Annotated in this window: 20 protein-coding genes; 9 read left to right on the top strand and 11 right to left on the bottom strand. The window is 59.7% G+C overall.

Features of this window, described 5'->3' with window-relative positions; translation table 11 throughout:
* Positions 1-30: 30 nt before the first annotated feature.
* The gene (yjgA, locus tag ACTJK7_RS11985; RefSeq protein ID WP_007953598.1) at positions 31-555 is read right to left on the bottom strand and encodes a ribosome biogenesis factor YjgA; all 525 of its coding nucleotides are present in this window, start codon (positions 553-555) and stop codon (positions 31-33) included.
* Positions 556-663: 108 nt separating this feature from the next.
* On the opposite strand from yjgA, the gene pmbA reads away from it, so the two are divergent.
* The 6 genes from pmbA (at position 664) to ACTJK7_RS11955 (ending at position 5,942) form a co-directional block, all read left to right on the top strand.
* Positions 664-2,010 carry a metalloprotease PmbA gene (pmbA, locus tag ACTJK7_RS11980; protein ID WP_064382538.1) on the top strand — a complete coding sequence of 449 codons (1,347 nt, stop codon included), beginning with the start codon at positions 664-666 and terminating at the stop codon, positions 2,008-2,010.
* Between the two features lie 162 nt (positions 2,011-2,172).
* Positions 2,173-2,580, top strand: a complete 408-nt coding sequence (locus ACTJK7_RS11975) for a FagA protein (protein ID WP_108559592.1) — start codon at positions 2,173-2,175, stop codon at positions 2,578-2,580.
* Positions 2,561-3,937, top strand: a complete 1,377-nt coding sequence (locus tag ACTJK7_RS11970; RefSeq protein ID WP_108559594.1) for a class II fumarate hydratase — start codon at positions 2,561-2,563, stop codon at positions 3,935-3,937. The genes ACTJK7_RS11975 and ACTJK7_RS11970 overlap by 20 nt, the downstream gene beginning before the upstream one ends.
* A 27-nt stretch (positions 3,938-3,964) precedes the next feature.
* Positions 3,965-4,405, top strand: a complete 441-nt coding sequence (locus tag ACTJK7_RS11965; protein ID WP_007953590.1) for a hypothetical protein — start codon at positions 3,965-3,967, stop codon at positions 4,403-4,405.
* Position 4,406: 1 nt separating this feature from the next.
* Positions 4,407-5,018, top strand: a complete 612-nt coding sequence (locus tag ACTJK7_RS11960; RefSeq protein WP_108559596.1) for a superoxide dismutase — start codon at positions 4,407-4,409, stop codon at positions 5,016-5,018.
* 30 nt (positions 5,019-5,048) lie between these two features.
* Positions 5,049-5,942, top strand: coding sequence for a ZIP family metal transporter (locus ACTJK7_RS11955; RefSeq protein ID WP_440780380.1), 894 nt, complete (start codon positions 5,049-5,051; stop codon positions 5,940-5,942).
* A 38-nt stretch (positions 5,943-5,980) separates the two neighbouring features.
* Here the strand turns inward: ACTJK7_RS11955 and ACTJK7_RS11950 are convergent, their stop codons facing one another.
* From ACTJK7_RS11950 to ACTJK7_RS11905, 10 genes are all read right to left on the bottom strand, one after another.
* Positions 5,981-6,256: an HPr family phosphocarrier protein gene (locus ACTJK7_RS11950; protein ID WP_064382532.1), complete on the bottom strand. Its 276-nt coding sequence runs from the start codon at positions 6,254-6,256 to the stop codon at positions 5,981-5,983.
* A gap of 15 nt (positions 6,257-6,271) precedes the next feature.
* Entirely contained in the window at positions 6,272-7,129 is an 858-nt protein-coding gene (gene rapZ, locus ACTJK7_RS11945) for an RNase adapter RapZ (protein WP_064382531.1), read from the bottom strand.
* Positions 7,130-7,131: 2 nt separating this feature from the next.
* The gene (gene ptsN, locus ACTJK7_RS11940) at positions 7,132-7,596 is read right to left on the bottom strand and encodes a PTS IIA-like nitrogen regulatory protein PtsN (RefSeq protein WP_064382530.1); all 465 of its coding nucleotides are present in this window, start codon (positions 7,594-7,596) and stop codon (positions 7,132-7,134) included.
* A gap of 11 nt (positions 7,597-7,607) precedes the next feature.
* Positions 7,608-7,916 (bottom strand): ribosome hibernation-promoting factor, HPF/YfiA family, encoded by a 309-nt coding sequence (hpf, locus tag ACTJK7_RS11935; RefSeq protein WP_011332471.1) that lies wholly within the window; start codon positions 7,914-7,916, stop codon positions 7,608-7,610.
* A 73-nt stretch (positions 7,917-7,989) separates the two neighbouring features.
* A complete protein-coding gene (locus ACTJK7_RS11930; protein WP_064382529.1) occupies positions 7,990-9,483 on the bottom strand; it encodes an RNA polymerase factor sigma-54 in 1,494 nt (497 codons plus the stop codon).
* 187 nt (positions 9,484-9,670) lie between these two features.
* Positions 9,671-10,396 carry an LPS export ABC transporter ATP-binding protein gene (gene lptB, locus ACTJK7_RS11925; protein WP_007953572.1) on the bottom strand — a complete coding sequence of 242 codons (726 nt, stop codon included), beginning with the start codon at positions 10,394-10,396 and terminating at the stop codon, positions 9,671-9,673.
* On the bottom strand, positions 10,396-10,941 hold the full coding sequence (lptA, locus tag ACTJK7_RS11920) for a lipopolysaccharide transport periplasmic protein LptA (protein ID WP_108559600.1): 546 nt from the start codon (positions 10,939-10,941) through the stop codon (positions 10,396-10,398). Before lptA ends, lptB begins: the two co-directional genes overlap by 1 nt.
* Positions 10,928-11,500, bottom strand: a complete 573-nt coding sequence (lptC, locus tag ACTJK7_RS11915) for an LPS export ABC transporter periplasmic protein LptC (protein ID WP_007953568.1) — start codon at positions 11,498-11,500, stop codon at positions 10,928-10,930. The genes lptA and lptC overlap by 14 nt, the downstream gene beginning before the upstream one ends.
* A gap of 8 nt (positions 11,501-11,508) precedes the next feature.
* Positions 11,509-12,033, bottom strand: a complete 525-nt coding sequence (locus tag ACTJK7_RS11910) for a KdsC family phosphatase (protein ID WP_108559604.1) — start codon at positions 12,031-12,033, stop codon at positions 11,509-11,511.
* The gene (locus tag ACTJK7_RS11905) at positions 12,034-13,008 is read right to left on the bottom strand and encodes a KpsF/GutQ family sugar-phosphate isomerase (RefSeq protein ID WP_064382526.1); all 975 of its coding nucleotides are present in this window, start codon (positions 13,006-13,008) and stop codon (positions 12,034-12,036) included.
* A 275-nt stretch (positions 13,009-13,283) separates the two neighbouring features.
* Between ACTJK7_RS11905 and ACTJK7_RS11900 the strand changes: the two genes are divergently transcribed.
* The 3 genes from ACTJK7_RS11900 to mlaD are packed head-to-tail and all read left to right on the top strand — an operon-like array spanning position 13,284 to position 15,360.
* On the top strand, positions 13,284-14,096 hold the full coding sequence (locus ACTJK7_RS11900) for an ATP-binding cassette domain-containing protein (protein ID WP_011332478.1): 813 nt from the start codon (positions 13,284-13,286) through the stop codon (positions 14,094-14,096).
* Positions 14,096-14,893 carry a lipid asymmetry maintenance ABC transporter permease subunit MlaE gene (gene mlaE, locus ACTJK7_RS11895; protein ID WP_007953561.1) on the top strand — a complete coding sequence of 266 codons (798 nt, stop codon included), beginning with the start codon at positions 14,096-14,098 and terminating at the stop codon, positions 14,891-14,893. The genes ACTJK7_RS11900 and mlaE overlap by 1 nt, the downstream gene beginning before the upstream one ends.
* Entirely contained in the window at positions 14,893-15,360 is a 468-nt protein-coding gene (mlaD, locus tag ACTJK7_RS11890; protein WP_007953559.1) for an outer membrane lipid asymmetry maintenance protein MlaD, read from the top strand. Before mlaE ends, mlaD begins: the two co-directional genes overlap by 1 nt.
* Position 15,361: the final 1 nt, after the last annotated feature.

Below are 15,361 nucleotides of genomic sequence, written 5' to 3'. Positions count from 1 at the left end.
GCGCGCGGTGCGGCCACCCGGTGGCGAATATCAGCGCAGACCGCGTTGAGTCTCGTCCAGCTCACGGATGTACTTGAAGATCTTGCGGCTCGAGGCAGGAGGTTTGTTTTGCGCAACCTCGTGCTGGGCCTGACGGATCAGGGAACGCAGTTGCTGGCGGTCGGCGTCCGGATAATCGACGACGAATTTCTCCAGCACGGCATCGTCACCGGCGATCAGGCGGTCACGCCAGCGTTCGAGGTTGTGGAAACGCTCGTTGTACTGACGGGTTGAGGCATCGAGTTGATCGAGCAAGGTGAGAATCGCGTCAGTGTCCTGATCGCGCATCAGTTTGCCGATGAACTGCAAGTGCCGTTTACGCGCGATGTTCGCGGTGTGCTTGGGCGCATCGGCCAGGGCCCGGCGCAAAGCGTCGGTCAGTGGCAGTTTTGCCTGCAAGTCGGGCTTGAGCGTTGTAAGGCGTTCGCCAAGGTCAACCAGAGCATGCAGCTCGCGTTTGACCTGGGATTTGCTTTTTTCTCCCGTATCGAGGGAGTCGTCGTAAGAATCAACCATGGTGGCAGTCCGCAAAGAAACGCCGCCATGATAACCAGTCGGGGGCCGCTTGTCCGGCCCGGTCGCTCGAAGGCCCCAGCCGAAAGCAGAATTTGAGTGGAGATGAGCATGAGTGCAGTTGAAAGCGTCGGCCCACAGGCATTGCCGGCACTGCAGGAACAGGTCGAGCAAATCATCGCCGAAGCCAGGCGTCAGGGAGCCAGTGCCTGCGAAGTAGCGGTGTCGCTGGAGCAGGGCCTGTCGACGTCGGTGCGTCAGCGTGAAGTCGAAACGGTCGAATTCAACCGCGATCAGGGCTTCGGCATCACATTGTATGTCGGTCAGCGCAAAGGCTCGGCCAGCACCTCCGCCACCGGGCCGGATGCGATTCGCGAGACCGTTGCTGCGGCGCTGGCGATTGCCAAGCACACCTCCGAAGACGAAGCCTCGGGGCTGGCTGATGCTGCGCTGATGGCCCGGGATATCCAGGATTTCGATCTGTTCCACCAATGGGACATCACCCCGGAGCAGGCCATTGAAAAGGCATTGCTCTGCGAAGCCGCCGCGTTCGACGCCGATGCGCGCATCAAGAATGCTGATGGCACCACGTTGAGCACTCATCAGGGCTGCCGCGTGTATGGCAACAGCCATGGTTTCATCGGCGGTTACGCCTCGACCCGGCACAGCCTGAGCTGCGTGATGATCGCCGAGGCCGATGGCCAGATGCAGCGCGACTACTGGTATGACGTGAACCGCCAGGGCAGCTTGCTGGCGGATCCGGTGAGTATCGGCCAGCGTGCTGCGCAGCGGGCGGCGAGTCGCCTGGGAGCGCGTCCGGTGCCGACCTGCGAAGTGCCGGTTTTGTTTTCGGCAGAACTGGCGGGTGGGTTGTTCGGCAGCTTTCTGTCGGCGATTTCCGGCGGCAGTCTGTACCGCAAATCGTCGTTCCTTGAAGGCACCTTGGGGCAGAAGCTGTTCCCGGAATGGCTGACCATCGACGAGCGTCCGCACCTGATGCGTGCCATGGGCAGTGCTTCCTACGATGGTGACGGCCTGGCGACCTATGCCAAACCGTTCGTCGAGAAGGGCGAGTTGGTGTCGTACATTCTTGGCACTTATTCCGGTCGCAAACTCGGCATGCCGAGTACCGCCAACGCGGGCGGCGTGCACAACCTGTTCGTCACCCATGGGGATGAAGACCAGGCCGCCTTGCTGCGACGCATGGGGCGTGGGTTGTTGGTCACCGAGTTGATGGGCCACGGTCTGAACATGGTGACCGGTGATTACTCGCGCGGTGCGGCGGGTTTCTGGGTCGAGAACGGTGAAATCCAGTTCGCGGTGCAGGAAGTGACCATCGCCGGCAACATGCGTGACATGTTCAAGCAGATCGTCGCGGTCGGTAACGATCTGGAGCTGCGCAGCAACATTCGCACTGGTTCGGTGTTGATCGAGAAGATGACTGTCGCGGGCAGCTAATCCGCAGGCAGGTACAAAAAAGGCGCGCCACCCGATTGGGAGGCGCGCCTTTTTTTGTGTCTGCAAATTTTTCGATCTGATGAGGGCAGCAAAAAAGCTGCTCTTGTTTTGTTTCTCATTATCATCTAATAATAAATCTCATTATCGGGTGAGCCCAGGGTCATGAGTTCTGCCTTGCACGAGCAGCCGTATCTCGAAAGCTGGCGCTGGATGAGTTGCCAGATCCGTTGCGCGATGGATCCCGATGAACCTCGCCTGATTGAACACTACCTGACCGAAGGCCGGTATCTGGCCTGCTGCACGGCGACCTCGCCCTGGATGGTTGCTGAAACCTCTTTCCGCCTGCTGCTCGACACGGCCACCGACATCGCGCTGCCGTGGCATTGGCGCAGCCTGTGTCTCGATCAAGCCTGGCGGCCCTTGCGTGAAATGGAGCGCCTCTCGCTTTGCAAGTGCCGGCTCAAACGCTGGCAAAGCTACATCTGGCAATTGGCGACCTGCGAGTTGCTTCCCTCGATTCCTCTCATAGAACTGGTGCAAGGATTTTCAGATGACCAAGACACGTATTGAGCGCGACAGCATGGGCGAACTGCAGGTGCCGGTGGACGCTCTCTACGGCGCGCAGACCCAGCGCGCCGTGGATAACTTCCCGATCAGCGGCAAGCCGATGCCGACCCAGTTCATTCGCGCTTTGATTCTGGCGAAAGCCGCTGCCGCCCGGGCCAACGTTGAACTCAACCAGATCAGTGCCGCGCAAGGCAAAGCCATCAGCGATGCCGCCCAAGGGGTGCTGGAGGGCGACTTCATGCGGCATTTTCCGGTGGACATTTTCCAGACCGGTTCCGGCACCAGCTCCAACATGAACGCCAACGAGGTGATCGCCACGCTGGCCAGTCGTCTGCTCGAGGAGCCAGTAAACGCCAATGATCATGTGAACTGCGGGCAAAGCAGCAACGACATTATTCCAACCACTATCCACGTCAGCGCCGCGCTGGCCCTGCACGAACAACTGCTGCCGGCACTGCTGCACCTGGTGCAAGTGATCGAACGCAAGGCCGAGCAAGTCCATCACCACGTCAAGACTGGCCGCACCCACTTGATGGATGCCATGCCGGTGCGCATGAGCCAGGCGTTGAACGGTTGGGCGCAGCAGCTCAAGGCTAATATCGGTCACCTGCAGGACTTGTTGCCAAGCCTGCAATCCCTGGCACAGGGTGGCACAGCGGTCGGTACCGGGATCAATGCGCATCCGGAATTTGCTGCGCGGTTCAGCCGCCAGCTCAGCCAGTTGACCAATGTCCAGTTCACCCCTGGCAAGAATCTGTTCGCCCTGATCGGCTCGCAGGACACTGCCGTGGCCGTGTCGGGCCAGCTCAAGGCCACCGCCGTATCGCTGATGAAAATTGCCAATGACCTGCGCTGGATGAACTCCGGCCCGCTCGCCGGCCTCGGTGAGATCGAGCTGGAAGGCTTGCAGCCGGGGTCGTCGATCATGCCGGGCAAGGTCAATCCGGTGATCCCGGAAGCCACTGCCATGGTGGCCGCGCAAGTGATAGGCAACGACACTGTAATCACCATCGCCGGGCAGTCGGGCAATTTCGAACTGAACGTGATGCTGCCGATCATCGCCCAGAACCTGTTGAGCAGCATCGAGTTGCTGGCCAACTCCAGCCGTCTGCTGGCTGACAAGGCCATCGCCAGCTTCAAAGTCAACGAGTCGCGCCTCAAGGAGGCGCTGTCGCGCAATCCGATTCTGGTCACCGCGCTCAACCCGATCATCGGTTACCAGAAAGCCGCCGAAATCGCCAAGCAGGCCTACAAACAGGGTCGCCCGGTGATCGACGTTGCGCTGGAGCACACCGACCTGTCGCGCAGCCAGCTGGAAGCGTTGCTCAATCCCGAGAAACTTACCGCTGGCGGCGTGTAAGCACCGCAACCGCTTTGGAGGTTCACCATGGAGCACTGGAAACGCACGATCGAACGGGCCAATCGCTGCTTCATGCTGGGCGAGCTGATCGACGCCCGCGAGGCCTACCTGCAAGCCTTGGCGTTGGCCCAGGTGTTGTTCGAGCGCTGGGCCGATGCCGACGAAGCGGTGGCGGCCTGCGTCATCTCCCACCACAACCTGGCGGATTTGCACCTGCGGCTGAATCAGCCGGAGGAGAGCGCCGAATACCTGTGCGCGATCCATCAACGGCTGTTGCAGACCATGCAGGACGAGCGCCTGCGCCCGGCGCTGCGTGAAGCGGCGCTGCGCCAGAGCAGCAAGACCTACGTCGAGCTGCTCAATTTCATCAGCGAACACGGCGAATACCCGCGCACCCAGCGTTTGCTGCATCCGGATACCGGCAATGCGCGGCGCGCGCCTGCCCCACATCACCATGGAGTCCACTGAAATGGCTTTTACCCTGCCAGCTTTGCCTTACGCCTACGACGCACTGGAACCGCACATCGATGCGCAAACCATGGAGATCCACTACACCAAGCATCATCAGACTTACATCAACAATCTGAACGCCGCGGTCGAGGGCACCGAGTTTGCGGAGTGGCCGGTGGAAAAACTGGTCGCCAGTGTCCAGCAACTGCCGGAAAAACTTCGTGCGGCGGTGATCAATCAGGGCGGCGGTCACGCCAACCATTCGCTGTTCTGGGAAGTGATGGTGCCCAACGGCGGTGGCAAACCGGACGGTGCGCTGGCCAAGGCGATCGATGAGCAACTGGGCGGCCTCGACAGCTTCAAGGAAGCCTTCACCAAGGCCGCGCTGACCCGCTTCGGCAGTGGTTGGGCGTGGCTCAGCGTCACCTCGGACAAGCAACTGGTGGTGGAAAGCAGCGGTAACCAGGACAGTCCGCTGATGAACGGCAACACGCCGATTCTCGGCCTCGACGTGTGGGAGCACGCTTACTACCTGCGATATCAGAACCGTCGGCCGGAATACATCAGCGCGTTCTACAACGTGATCAACTGGCCGCAAGTCGCTGCGCGCTATCAGGCCGCGCTGGTTTAAGTCTTCTATAAAAACAATTCAAGGCTGACTATGGGCACTGAGACACTGGCGATCGGAAGTGGGCGTATGTTTCGTTACGCAATCGGTTCGCTGTTGCTGTTGGCGGGCATGACCCTGCTGGTCGCTCACGGACTGGAATGGCTGAATCTGGAACCTAGGCTGTCGCGGGCATTGCAGGGCGGCGCGATTTGCGCCCTCGGCACCGCACTTGGAGCGGTTCCGGTGCTGGTGATCCGCAACATGCCCCGGGCGCTGGGCGATACGCTGCTGGGTTTTGGCGCCGGTGTGATGCTGGCCGCGACCGCGTTTTCGCTGATCGTGCCGGGAATCGCCGCCGCCGAAGGTCTGGGGTTGAGCCCTTGGGGCGCCAGCGGCCTGATCTGTTTCGGCATCATGCTCGGGGCGTTTGGCCTTTATCTGGTTGATCGCCGGGTCTCGGGCGCCTCGCCGGAAATGCTCATCGGCACTGTCGAGCATCCGGTGATTCCGCCGCGGATCTGGTTGTTCGTGTTCGCCATCATTGCCCATAACATCCCGGAAGGCATGGCGGTCGGTGTCTCGGCGGGTGGTGGAGTGCCGGACGCAGACAGTCTGGCCATGGGCATTGCCTTGCAGGATGTGCCGGAAGGGCTGGTGATTGCACTGGTACTGGCCGGTGCCGGGATGTCGCGGGTCAAGGCATTCTTGATTGGCGCAGCGTCAGGTCTGGTCGAGCCGGTGTTCGCGCTGCTCTGTGCCTGGCTGGTCAGTCTTGCCGAGTTATTGCTGCCCTTGGGCTTGGCGTTGGCGGCGGGTGCCATGCTGCTGGTGGTGACTCACGAGGTCATTCCGGAGTCGCGACGCAATGGTCATGAGAAGCTGGCAAGCCTGGGCTTGTTGATCGGATTCTGTCTGATGATGGTGATGGACACGGCATTGGGCTGAAACGCAGGAGGGAGCTGGCTCCCTCGCTTCAAGCGTTTTCAGCCACCTTCATCGAAGTAGTTGTTGATCAGCGCAACCAGCGCATCCATGGCTTCCTGTTCCTGGTGGCCTTCGGTACTCAGGTGGATTTTGGTGCCCTTGCCCGCAGCGAGCATCATCATCGCCATGATGCTTTTACCGTCAACCGTGGTTTCCGGGGTACGGCCGACTCTGATCGTGCAATCGGGAAACTGGCCCGCCACGCCGACGAATTTTGCCGATGCGCGGGCGTGCAGGCCCAGTTTATTGATGATTTCTATTTCCCGAGCAGGCATCGCGGTGTGAATCCTTTAGCTGAGGTCGCGGTGGCGGACCTGGACGTTCTTCAGGGTCTTCTGCAGCGCCTGGCCCAGACGTTCGGTCAGGTAAACGGAACGGTGATGCCCGCCGGTGCAGCCGATGGCAATGGTGACGTAAGCGCGGTTGCTCGCGGCGAAGCGCGGCAGCCATTTGTGCAGGTACGTGTAAATATCCTGGTACATCTCCTCGACCTCGGGCTGCGCGGCCAGATACTCGGCGACCGGTTGATCGAGACCTGATTGCGCGCGCAGTTCCGGCTTCCAGTACGGGTTCGGCAGGCAGCGTACATCGAACACCAGATCCGCATCCACCGGCATGCCGCGTTTGAAACCGAACGACTCCACCAGAAACGCCGTGCCCGGCTCCGGCTGGTTCAACAGGCGCAGTTTGATGGTGTCGCGTAGCTGGTACAGGTTGAGATGGGTGGTGTTGATCTTCAGATCGGCGAGATCGGCAATCGGGCCGAGCAGGGCGCTTTCATCCTGAATGGCTTCTGCCAGCGAACGATTGGCGTTGCTCAGCGGGTGGCGGCGGCGAGTTTCGGAGAAACGCTTGAGCAGGGTTTCTTCGTCGGCATCCAGATACAGGACATCGCATTGAATATGCTTGGCGCGTACGTCCTCGAGCAATTCCGGAAATCGGCTCAGATGGCTCGGCAGATTGCGTGCGTCGATCGATACCGCCACCAGTGGCTGCGCCAGTTCGGTGTGAATCAGGGCACGTTCGGCCAGCTCCGGCAGCAGGCCGGCCGGCAGGTTATCAATGCAGTAGTAACCGTTGTCCTCAAGGACATCCAGGGCAGTACTTTTACCCGAGCCGGAACGGCCGCTGACAATGATCAAGCGCATGATTACGGCCTGTTCTGCTCTTCCAGTACGACCTGGTACAGGGCTTCGTTGCTTGGCGCGCTGCGCAGTCTGTCGCGCACGTCCTTGCGGTCGAGCATGCTGGCGATCTGGCGTAAAAGCTCCAGGTGCGCATCGGTGGCAGCTTGCGGCACCAGAAGGACGAACAGCAGATCCACAGGCGCGCCGTCGATTGCGTCGAAATCGATAGGGGCATCAAGGTGCATCAGCGCACTGATCGGCGCTTCGCAGCCCTTGAGGCGGCAGTGAGGAATGGCGATGCCGTTGCCAAAACCGGTTGAACCCAGTTTTTCACGGGCAATCAATGCCTCGAAGACATCTTGCATCTCCAGATCCGGGACTTCCCGGGCGATCAGGTTGGCAATTTGTTCGAGGGCTTTCTTTTTACTGCCGCCCGGCACGTTCACCAGGGAACGGCCGGGGGTCAGGATACTTTCAAGTCGGATCATGGGGGTGGGGGTTATCGACCGGTAGCGCCCTGGAGCAGGCTCTGGGTCTTTTCCTTATGCTTTTTGAGTTGTTTATCAAGCTTGTCGGTCAACGCGTCGATCGCAGCGTACATATCGGTATGTTCCGCGTTTGCGACGACCTCATTGCCGGGAATATGCAGCGTGGCTTCGATTTTCTGCTTCAGCTTTTCGACGCACATCGTGACCTGTACGTTGGTGATCTTGTCGAAATGCCCTTCGAGCTTCTTGAGCTTGAGCTCGATGTACTCGCGCAGAGGCTGGGTAACTTCCAGTTGGTGTCCACTGATGTTGACTTGCATACAGCTTCTCCTTCGTTGCCAGTGCATAAAGCGGCAGGCCGAAAAGCCTGCCACTGGAACGCTGTAACGTGGCTTACATCAACCGCTTGCGTTCGCTCGAAGGCGCGATCCCGAGGGATTCGCGGTACTTGGCGACGGTGCGGCGAGCCACCTGAATGCCTTGTGCCTCCAGTAAACCAGCGATCTTGCTGTCACTCAACGGCTTTTTCTGATTTTCCGCGGCAACCAGTTTCTTGATGATCGCGCGGATCGCCGTGGACGAGCATTCACCGCCTTCTGAGGTGCTCACATGGCTGGAGAAAAAGTATTTCAGCTCATATATGCCTCGCGGGGTATGCATGAACTTTTGCGTGGTCACGCGGGAAATCGTCGACTCGTGCATGCCCACCGCTTCAGCGATGTCATGCAGGACCAGCGGCTTCATCGCTTCGTCGCCGTACTCCAGAAAGCCGCGCTGATGTTCGACGATCTGGGTGGCCACTTTCATCAGGGTTTCGTTGCGGCTCTGCAGGCTCTTGATGAACCAGCGGGCTTCCTGCAACTGATTGCGCATGAAGGTGTTGTCGGCACTGGTATCGGCGCGCCGCACGAAACCGGCGTACTGGGCATTGACCCGCAGGCGCGGCACCGACTCCTGGTTCAGTTCGACCAGCCAGCGCTCGTTGTCCTTGCGCACGATGACGTCAGGTACCACGTATTCGGCTTCGGTGGACTCGATCTGCGAACCGGGGCGCGGGTTGAGGCTCTGCACCAGTTCGATGACCTGGCGCAGTTCGTCTTCCTTGAGTTTCATGCGGCGCATCAGCTGGCTGTAGTCGCGGCTGCCGAGCAGGTCGATGTAATCGGTGACCAGACGCTTGGCCTCTGCCAGCCAGGGGGTCTTGGCCGACAGCTGGCGCAATTGCAGCAGCAGGCATTCGCCCAGGTTGCGTGCACCGATGCCGGCCGGTTCGAATTGCTGGATGCGGTGCAGGACGGCTTCGATCTCGTCCAGCTCGATGTCGAGCTCAGGATCAAAGGCGTCGAGGATTTCTTCGAGGGTTTCGTCCAGGTAGCCCTGATTGTTGATGCAATCGATCAGGGTCACAGCGATCAGGCGATCGGTGTCGGACATCGGTGCCAGGTTCAGCTGCCACAACAGATGGCTTTGCAGGCTCTCGCCGGCGGAGGTGCGGGTGGTGAAGTCCCACTCGTCATCGTCGCTGCTCGGCAGGCTGCTGGCGCTGGTCTGGTAGACGTCTTCCCAGGCGGTGTCTACCGGCAGTTCGTTGGGGATTCGCTCGTTCCATTCGCCGTCTTCGAGGTTGTCGACTGTCGGCGCGGCCTCCTGATAGGAAGGTTCCTGGATCTCGGTGTTGGGCTTCTGTTCGGCGTTGTCGGCCATGGGATCGGAGTTGTCGAAGTCGTCGCCGTCTTCCTGGCGTTCGAGCATCGGATTGGATTCCAGCGCCTCCTGGATTTCCTGTTGCAGATCCAGGGTCGACAATTGGAGCAGGCGGATGGCCTGTTGCAGCTGCGGTGTCATCGTCAGCTGCTGGCCCATTCTCAAGACTAGCGATGGTTTCATGGCAGGGGCTTAACACCTTATTCGCCGGCGCTATGCGCCATCCACTACAGGGCGCCGAAGCGCCAAACTTAAGCAAATTATATGCCTGAAACTGTCGTGTTTGCCTAGAGCGCTGTAACAATAAAAGCGTAGAAAAAATGCGCTTCAACGTTACAGCATCCGGACGGCAGGTCGAATGCTGTCACGCTTACAGGCGGAACTCGTGACCCAGATACACTTCCTTGACCAGATCATTGGCGAGGATGGTCGCGGAGTCGCCTTCGGCGATCAACTGGCCGTCATTGACGATGTAGGCGGTTTCGCAGATATCCAGCGTCTCACGGACGTTGTGGTCGGTGATCAATACACCGATACCCTTGGCCTTGAGGTGGTGGATGATCTGCTTGATGTCGCCGACCGAGATCGGGTCGACACCGGCGAACGGTTCGTCGAGCAGGATGAACTTCGGTGCCGTAGCCAGTGCGCGTGCGATCTCCACGCGGCGGCGTTCGCCACCGGACAGGCTCATGCCGAGGTTGTCGCGAATGTGGCTGATGTGGAATTCCTGCAGCAGGCTTTCCAGCTCCTTGCGACGACCGGCCTTGTCGAGCTCCTGACGGGTCTCGAGGATGGCCATGATGTTGTCGGCTACCGACAGTTTGCGGAAGATCGACGCTTCTTGCGGCAGATAGCCGATACCGGCCTTGGCGCGACCGTGCATCGGCTGGTGGCTGACGTCGAGGTCGTCGATCAGTACGCGACCCTGATCGGCCTGAACCAGGCCGACGATCATGTAGAAGCACGTGGTCTTGCCGGCGCCGTTCGGGCCGAGCAGGCCGACGATCTGACCGCTGTCGATCGAAAGGCTGACGTCGCGCACGACCTGGCGGCTTTTATAGGCCTTGGCCAGGTGCTGAGCTTTCAGAGTTGCCATTACTGGGGTTTCTCGTCGGTTTTCTTCTTCGGCTGGATCACCATGTCGATGCGCGGACGCGCTTCGGTGACCTTGCTGCCAGTGGCTCGACCGGCGCTGGCCAGTTTTTTCACCGTGTCATAGACGATTTTCTCGCCCTGAGTGGTGTTGTTGTCCTTGTCGACGACTTTTGCCTTGTCGATCAGTACGACGCGGTTTTGCTGTGCGTGGTACTGAATGGTCACGCCCCAGCCCTGGACGGGCTTGGTGTCACCGGCAGTCTGCAACTGTTCGAAGTAGGCAAGGTTGCCCACCGAAGTCACGACATCGATGTCACCGTTAGGCGCACGGGTCATGGTCACGGTGTTGCCTTTGACGATCATCGAACCCTGGGTGATGATCACGTCGCCTTTATAAGTGGCAACGCCGTTCTTGTCGTCCAGCTGGGCATCGTCGGCCTGAATGCGGATTGGCTGCTCTTGATCGTTCGGCAGAGCCCAGGCGCTCACGCTTCCCAGTGCTGCGCCCAGACCGAGCAAAATAGGGAGGGTTTTAACGAGCCTCATACTGTCCTCTTACGTTCGATAGCAGGTGTATCCTGCTTTCCTTCAAATACGCTTTCATTCCTACGCCAGTCGATACACCGCCAGCGCCGTCGATTCTAACGGGTTGCTGGGTCTGCGCATATTGCTGCTGAGGGAACACCGTCATGCGTGTGCTGGTAATCAGTGTGTCGCGGTTCTTTTCGTCGGTGCGCTTGACCCGAACGGAGTCGATCAGCTCGACCTCGGTGCCACCGGAGTTCACTTCGCCGCGTTCACTGGTCACGTGCCATGGAAAATCGGTGCCACGGAACATGTTCAGATCGGGTTTGGTGACCAGTGTAATGTCGGTCGCCTTGACGTGCTCGGCCTTGTCGGACGTCATTTCGTACTGCACTTTGCCGTCTTCGAGGTACTGGATCGTGTGCGTATTGGTTGCATACCAGTCGATCGGGCTTTCCTCTGCCGAAACCGGCGGTTTGTCGAGGAAACGTTCCGGGCTGATGTTCCAGTAGCCGACAGCGCCGAATATCGCTGCGATACAACCGAACAACAAGATGTTGCGAAACTTTTTGCTAAACATGGTTGGACTCACAGGTACGCATTGTTGGCGGCGTCGAGGCTGCCTTGGGCGCGCAGGATCAGTTCGCAGAATTCGCGGGCGGCACCTTCGCCGCCACGGGCCTGGGTGACGCCATGTGCGTGCTCGCGAACAAAAGGGGCGGCGTTGGCCACGGCCATGCCCAGCCCTACGCGGCGGATCACGGGCAGGTCGGGCAAATCGTCGCCGAGGTAAGCCACTTGTTCATAGCTTAGGCCCAGTTGCTCCAGAAGACCGTCGAGAACCACCAGTTTGTCTTCGCGACCCTGAAACAGGTGCGGGATGCCCAGGTTCTTTGCCCGACGCTCGACCACCGGAGTCTTGCGACCGCTGATGATGGCGGTCTGTACGCCGGCGTTCATCAGCATCTTGATGCCCTGACCATCGAGCGTGTTGAAAGTCTTGAACTCGCTGCCATCTTCAAGGAAGTACAGTCGCCCGTCGGTGAGAACACCGTCGACGTCGAAAACCGCCAGTTTGATGACTTTGCCGCGTTGCAGCAGATCGGTGCTCATTTACATCACTCCTGCGCGCAGCAGATCGGAGAGGTTGAAGGCGCCGATCGGGCGATCCTCTTCATCCACGACAACCAGCGCGTTGATTCGGTGGTCTTCCATGATTTTCAGGGCTTCGGCGGCGAGCATCTCGGCACGGGCGGTCTTGCCGTGAACGGTCATCACCTGGTCGATGGTGGCGCTGTGGATATCAATGCTGCGATCCAGAGTGCGGCGCAGGTCGCCGTCAGTGAAGATCCCGGCCAGTTTGCCGTCAGCTTCAAGAATCACAGTCATGCCCAGACCCTTGCGGGTCATTTCCATCAGCGCGTCCTTGAGCAGCGTGCCTCGTTGAACCTGAGGCAGTTCCTGCCCGGCGTGCATGACATTTTCCACTTTCAGCAGCAGGCGTCGGCCCAGTGCGCCGCCGGGGTGGGAAAAGGCAAAGTCTTCAGCGGTGAAGCCGCGCGCTTCCAGCAGTGCCACGGCCAGGGCGTCGCCCATGACCAGTGCCGCGGTGGTCGAAGAGGTTGGCGCGAGGTTGAGCGGACAAGCTTCATGTTCTACGTGAACGTTGAGATTGACCTGGGCGGCCTTGGCCAGTGGCGATTGCGGGTTGCCGGTGACGCTGATCAACTGGATGCCCAGGCGCTTGATCAGTGGCAGCAGGGTGACGATTTCGTTGGTGGAACCGGAGTTCGACAGGGCCAGAATCACATCGTCACGAGTGATCATGCCCATGTCTCCATGGCTGGCTTCGGCCGGGTGCACGAAAAACGCCGGGGTGCCGGTGCTGGCCAGGGTGGCGGCAATCTTGTTGCCGATGTGCCCGGACTTGCCCATGCCGACCACGACAACACGGCCTTTGCTGGCCAGAATCATCTCGCAAGCGCGTACGAAATCGGCGTCGATATGGGGCAGCAAGCCTTGTATGGCTTCCACTTCGAGGCGGATGGTGCGTTGTGCCGATTGAATCAGGTCGCTGGTTTGGCTCATGTCAGAAATCGTATAGCCCGATGAAAAGGCGGCGATTATAGCGGTTATGTTGAAAAGCCTCACGCAAGTTCGTCGCGCTTTGTCATTCCTCGTTACCAAAACTCTGCAAATAAGGCTTTGAGCCCTTCAACTCGCAGAATGCGGACCGGTGCAGGCCTTGGGCGCTTGCCCTTTGCAGTGATATAGTTCGCCGCCAGTTCGGCCTGCCCGGGATGTAGGGGCTTTCTCAAGAAAGCCAGGCGTCCGAGTGAGAGGCTGCATCGCAAGGAGTTTAGATGAGTGCCGATAACGCCTACGCGGTCGAGCTGAAGGGAGTCTCCTTCAAGCGCGGTGCGCGGAGCATTTTCAATAACGTCGATATCCGCATCCCGCGCGGCAAGGTCACCGGCATCATGGGGCCTTCCGGGTGTGGCAAGACCACGCTGTTGCGCCTGATGGGCGCCCAGTTGCGGCCATCCAAAGGCGAGGTCTGGGTCAACGGCCAGAACCTGCCGAAGCTGTCGCGCAGCGATCTGTTCGATGCGCGCAAGCACATGGGCGTGCTGTTTCAGAGCGGTGCGCTGTTCACCGATCTCGATGTATTCGAGAACGTCGCCTTTCCGCTGCGCGTTCATACCGAACTGCCGGACGAGATGATCCGCGACATCGTGCTGCTCAAGTTGCAGGCGGTAGGACTGCGCGGTGCGATCGAGCTGATGCCTGACGAGCTGTCCGGCGGGATGAAGCGTCGTGTTGCCCTGGCCCGGGCGATTGCCCTGGATCCGCAGATCCTCATGTACGACGAACCGTTCGTCGGCCAGGATCCGATCGCCATGGGCGTGCTGGTTCGCCTGATCCGTCTGCTCAACGATGCCCTGGGAATCACCAGCATCGTGGTGTCCCACGACCTCGCCGAAACCGCGAGCATCGCCGACTACATCTATGTGGTCGGCGATGGCCAGGTATTGGGGCAGGGCACGCCGGACGAACTGATGAGCTCGGACGATCCGCGTATCCGTCAGTTCATGACCGGTGAACCCGACGGCCCGGTGCCGTATCACTTTCCAGCGCCGGATTACCGCGCAGATCTTCTGGGGAAGCGCCGCTGATGCGCAGAATTACATTAATGGAGCGTGTGCGTCGTTTCGGCCTCGCCGGAATCGACAGCGTTGCAGTGTTCGGGCGTTCGACCCTGTTCCTGTTTCATGCCTTGCTCGGGCGTGGCGGCATCGGCGGCGGTTTCGGCCTGCTGGTCAAGCAGTTGCATTCGGTCGGCGTGATGTCGCTGGTGATCATTGTGGTGTCCGGGATCTTCATCGGCATGGTGCTGGCGCTGCAGGGCTTCAACATCCTGTCGAGTTACGGCTCGGAGCAGGCCGTCGGCCAGATGGTCGCGCTGACCCTGTTGCGCGAGCTGGGGCCGGTGGTGACCGCGCTGTTGTTCGCCGGTCGCGCCGGTTCGGCGCTGACGGCGGAAATCGGCAACATGAAATCCACCGAGCAGCTGTCCAGCCTGGAAATGATCGGGGTCGACCCGCTCAAATACATCATCGCTCCGCGTCTGTGGGCCGGCTTCATTTCCCTGCCGGTGCTGGCGATGATCTTCAGCGTGGTCGGCATCTGGGGCGGTTCATGGGTCGCTGTCGACTGGTTGGGCGTCTACGAAGGTTCCTACTGGTCAAACATGCAGAACAGCGTGAGCTTCGGTGACGATGTGCTCAACGGCATCATCAAAAGTGCAGTATTCGCTTTTGTCGTCACTTGGATCGCCGTATTTCAAGGCTATGACTGCGAACCCACTTCCGAGGGGATCAGCCGTGCCACTACCAAGACCGTGGTTTACGCCTCGCTGGCAGTCCTCGGCCTGGACTTTATTCTGACCGCTTTGATGTTTGGAGATTTCTGATGCAAAACCGCACCCTGGAAATCGGTGTCGGCCTGTTCCTGCTGGCAGGGATCCTGGCCTTGTTGCTGCTGGCCCTGCGGGTCAGTGGCCTGTCTCCGACTTCGACCACCGATACCTACAAGCTTTACGCCTATTTCGACAATATCGCCGGCCTGACGGTCAGAGCCAAAGTGACCATGGCGGGTGTGACCATCGGCAAGGTCACCGCGATCGATCTGGATCGCGACAGCTTTACCGGTCGGGTGACCCTGCAAGTGGATAAAAGCGTCGACAATCTGCCGACCGACTCCACAGCATCTATCCTGACAGCGGGTCTGCTGGGCGAGAAATACATCGGTATCAGCGTGGGCGGCGAAGACACCCGCCTGAAGGATGGTGGAACCATCCACGACACGCAGTCGTCTCTGGTACTGGAAGACCTGATCGGTAAATTCCTGCTCAATACCGTTAGCAAAGACGCCAAATGAG

Origin of the sequence: Pseudomonas sp. 22085 (assembly GCF_052045815.1) — a bacterium.
Classification (GTDB): Bacteria; Pseudomonadota; Gammaproteobacteria; order Pseudomonadales; family Pseudomonadaceae; genus Aquipseudomonas; species Aquipseudomonas glycinae.
Note: the sequence above shows the minus strand (reverse complement) of the source record. Positions and strands in the feature narration are given on the sequence as shown.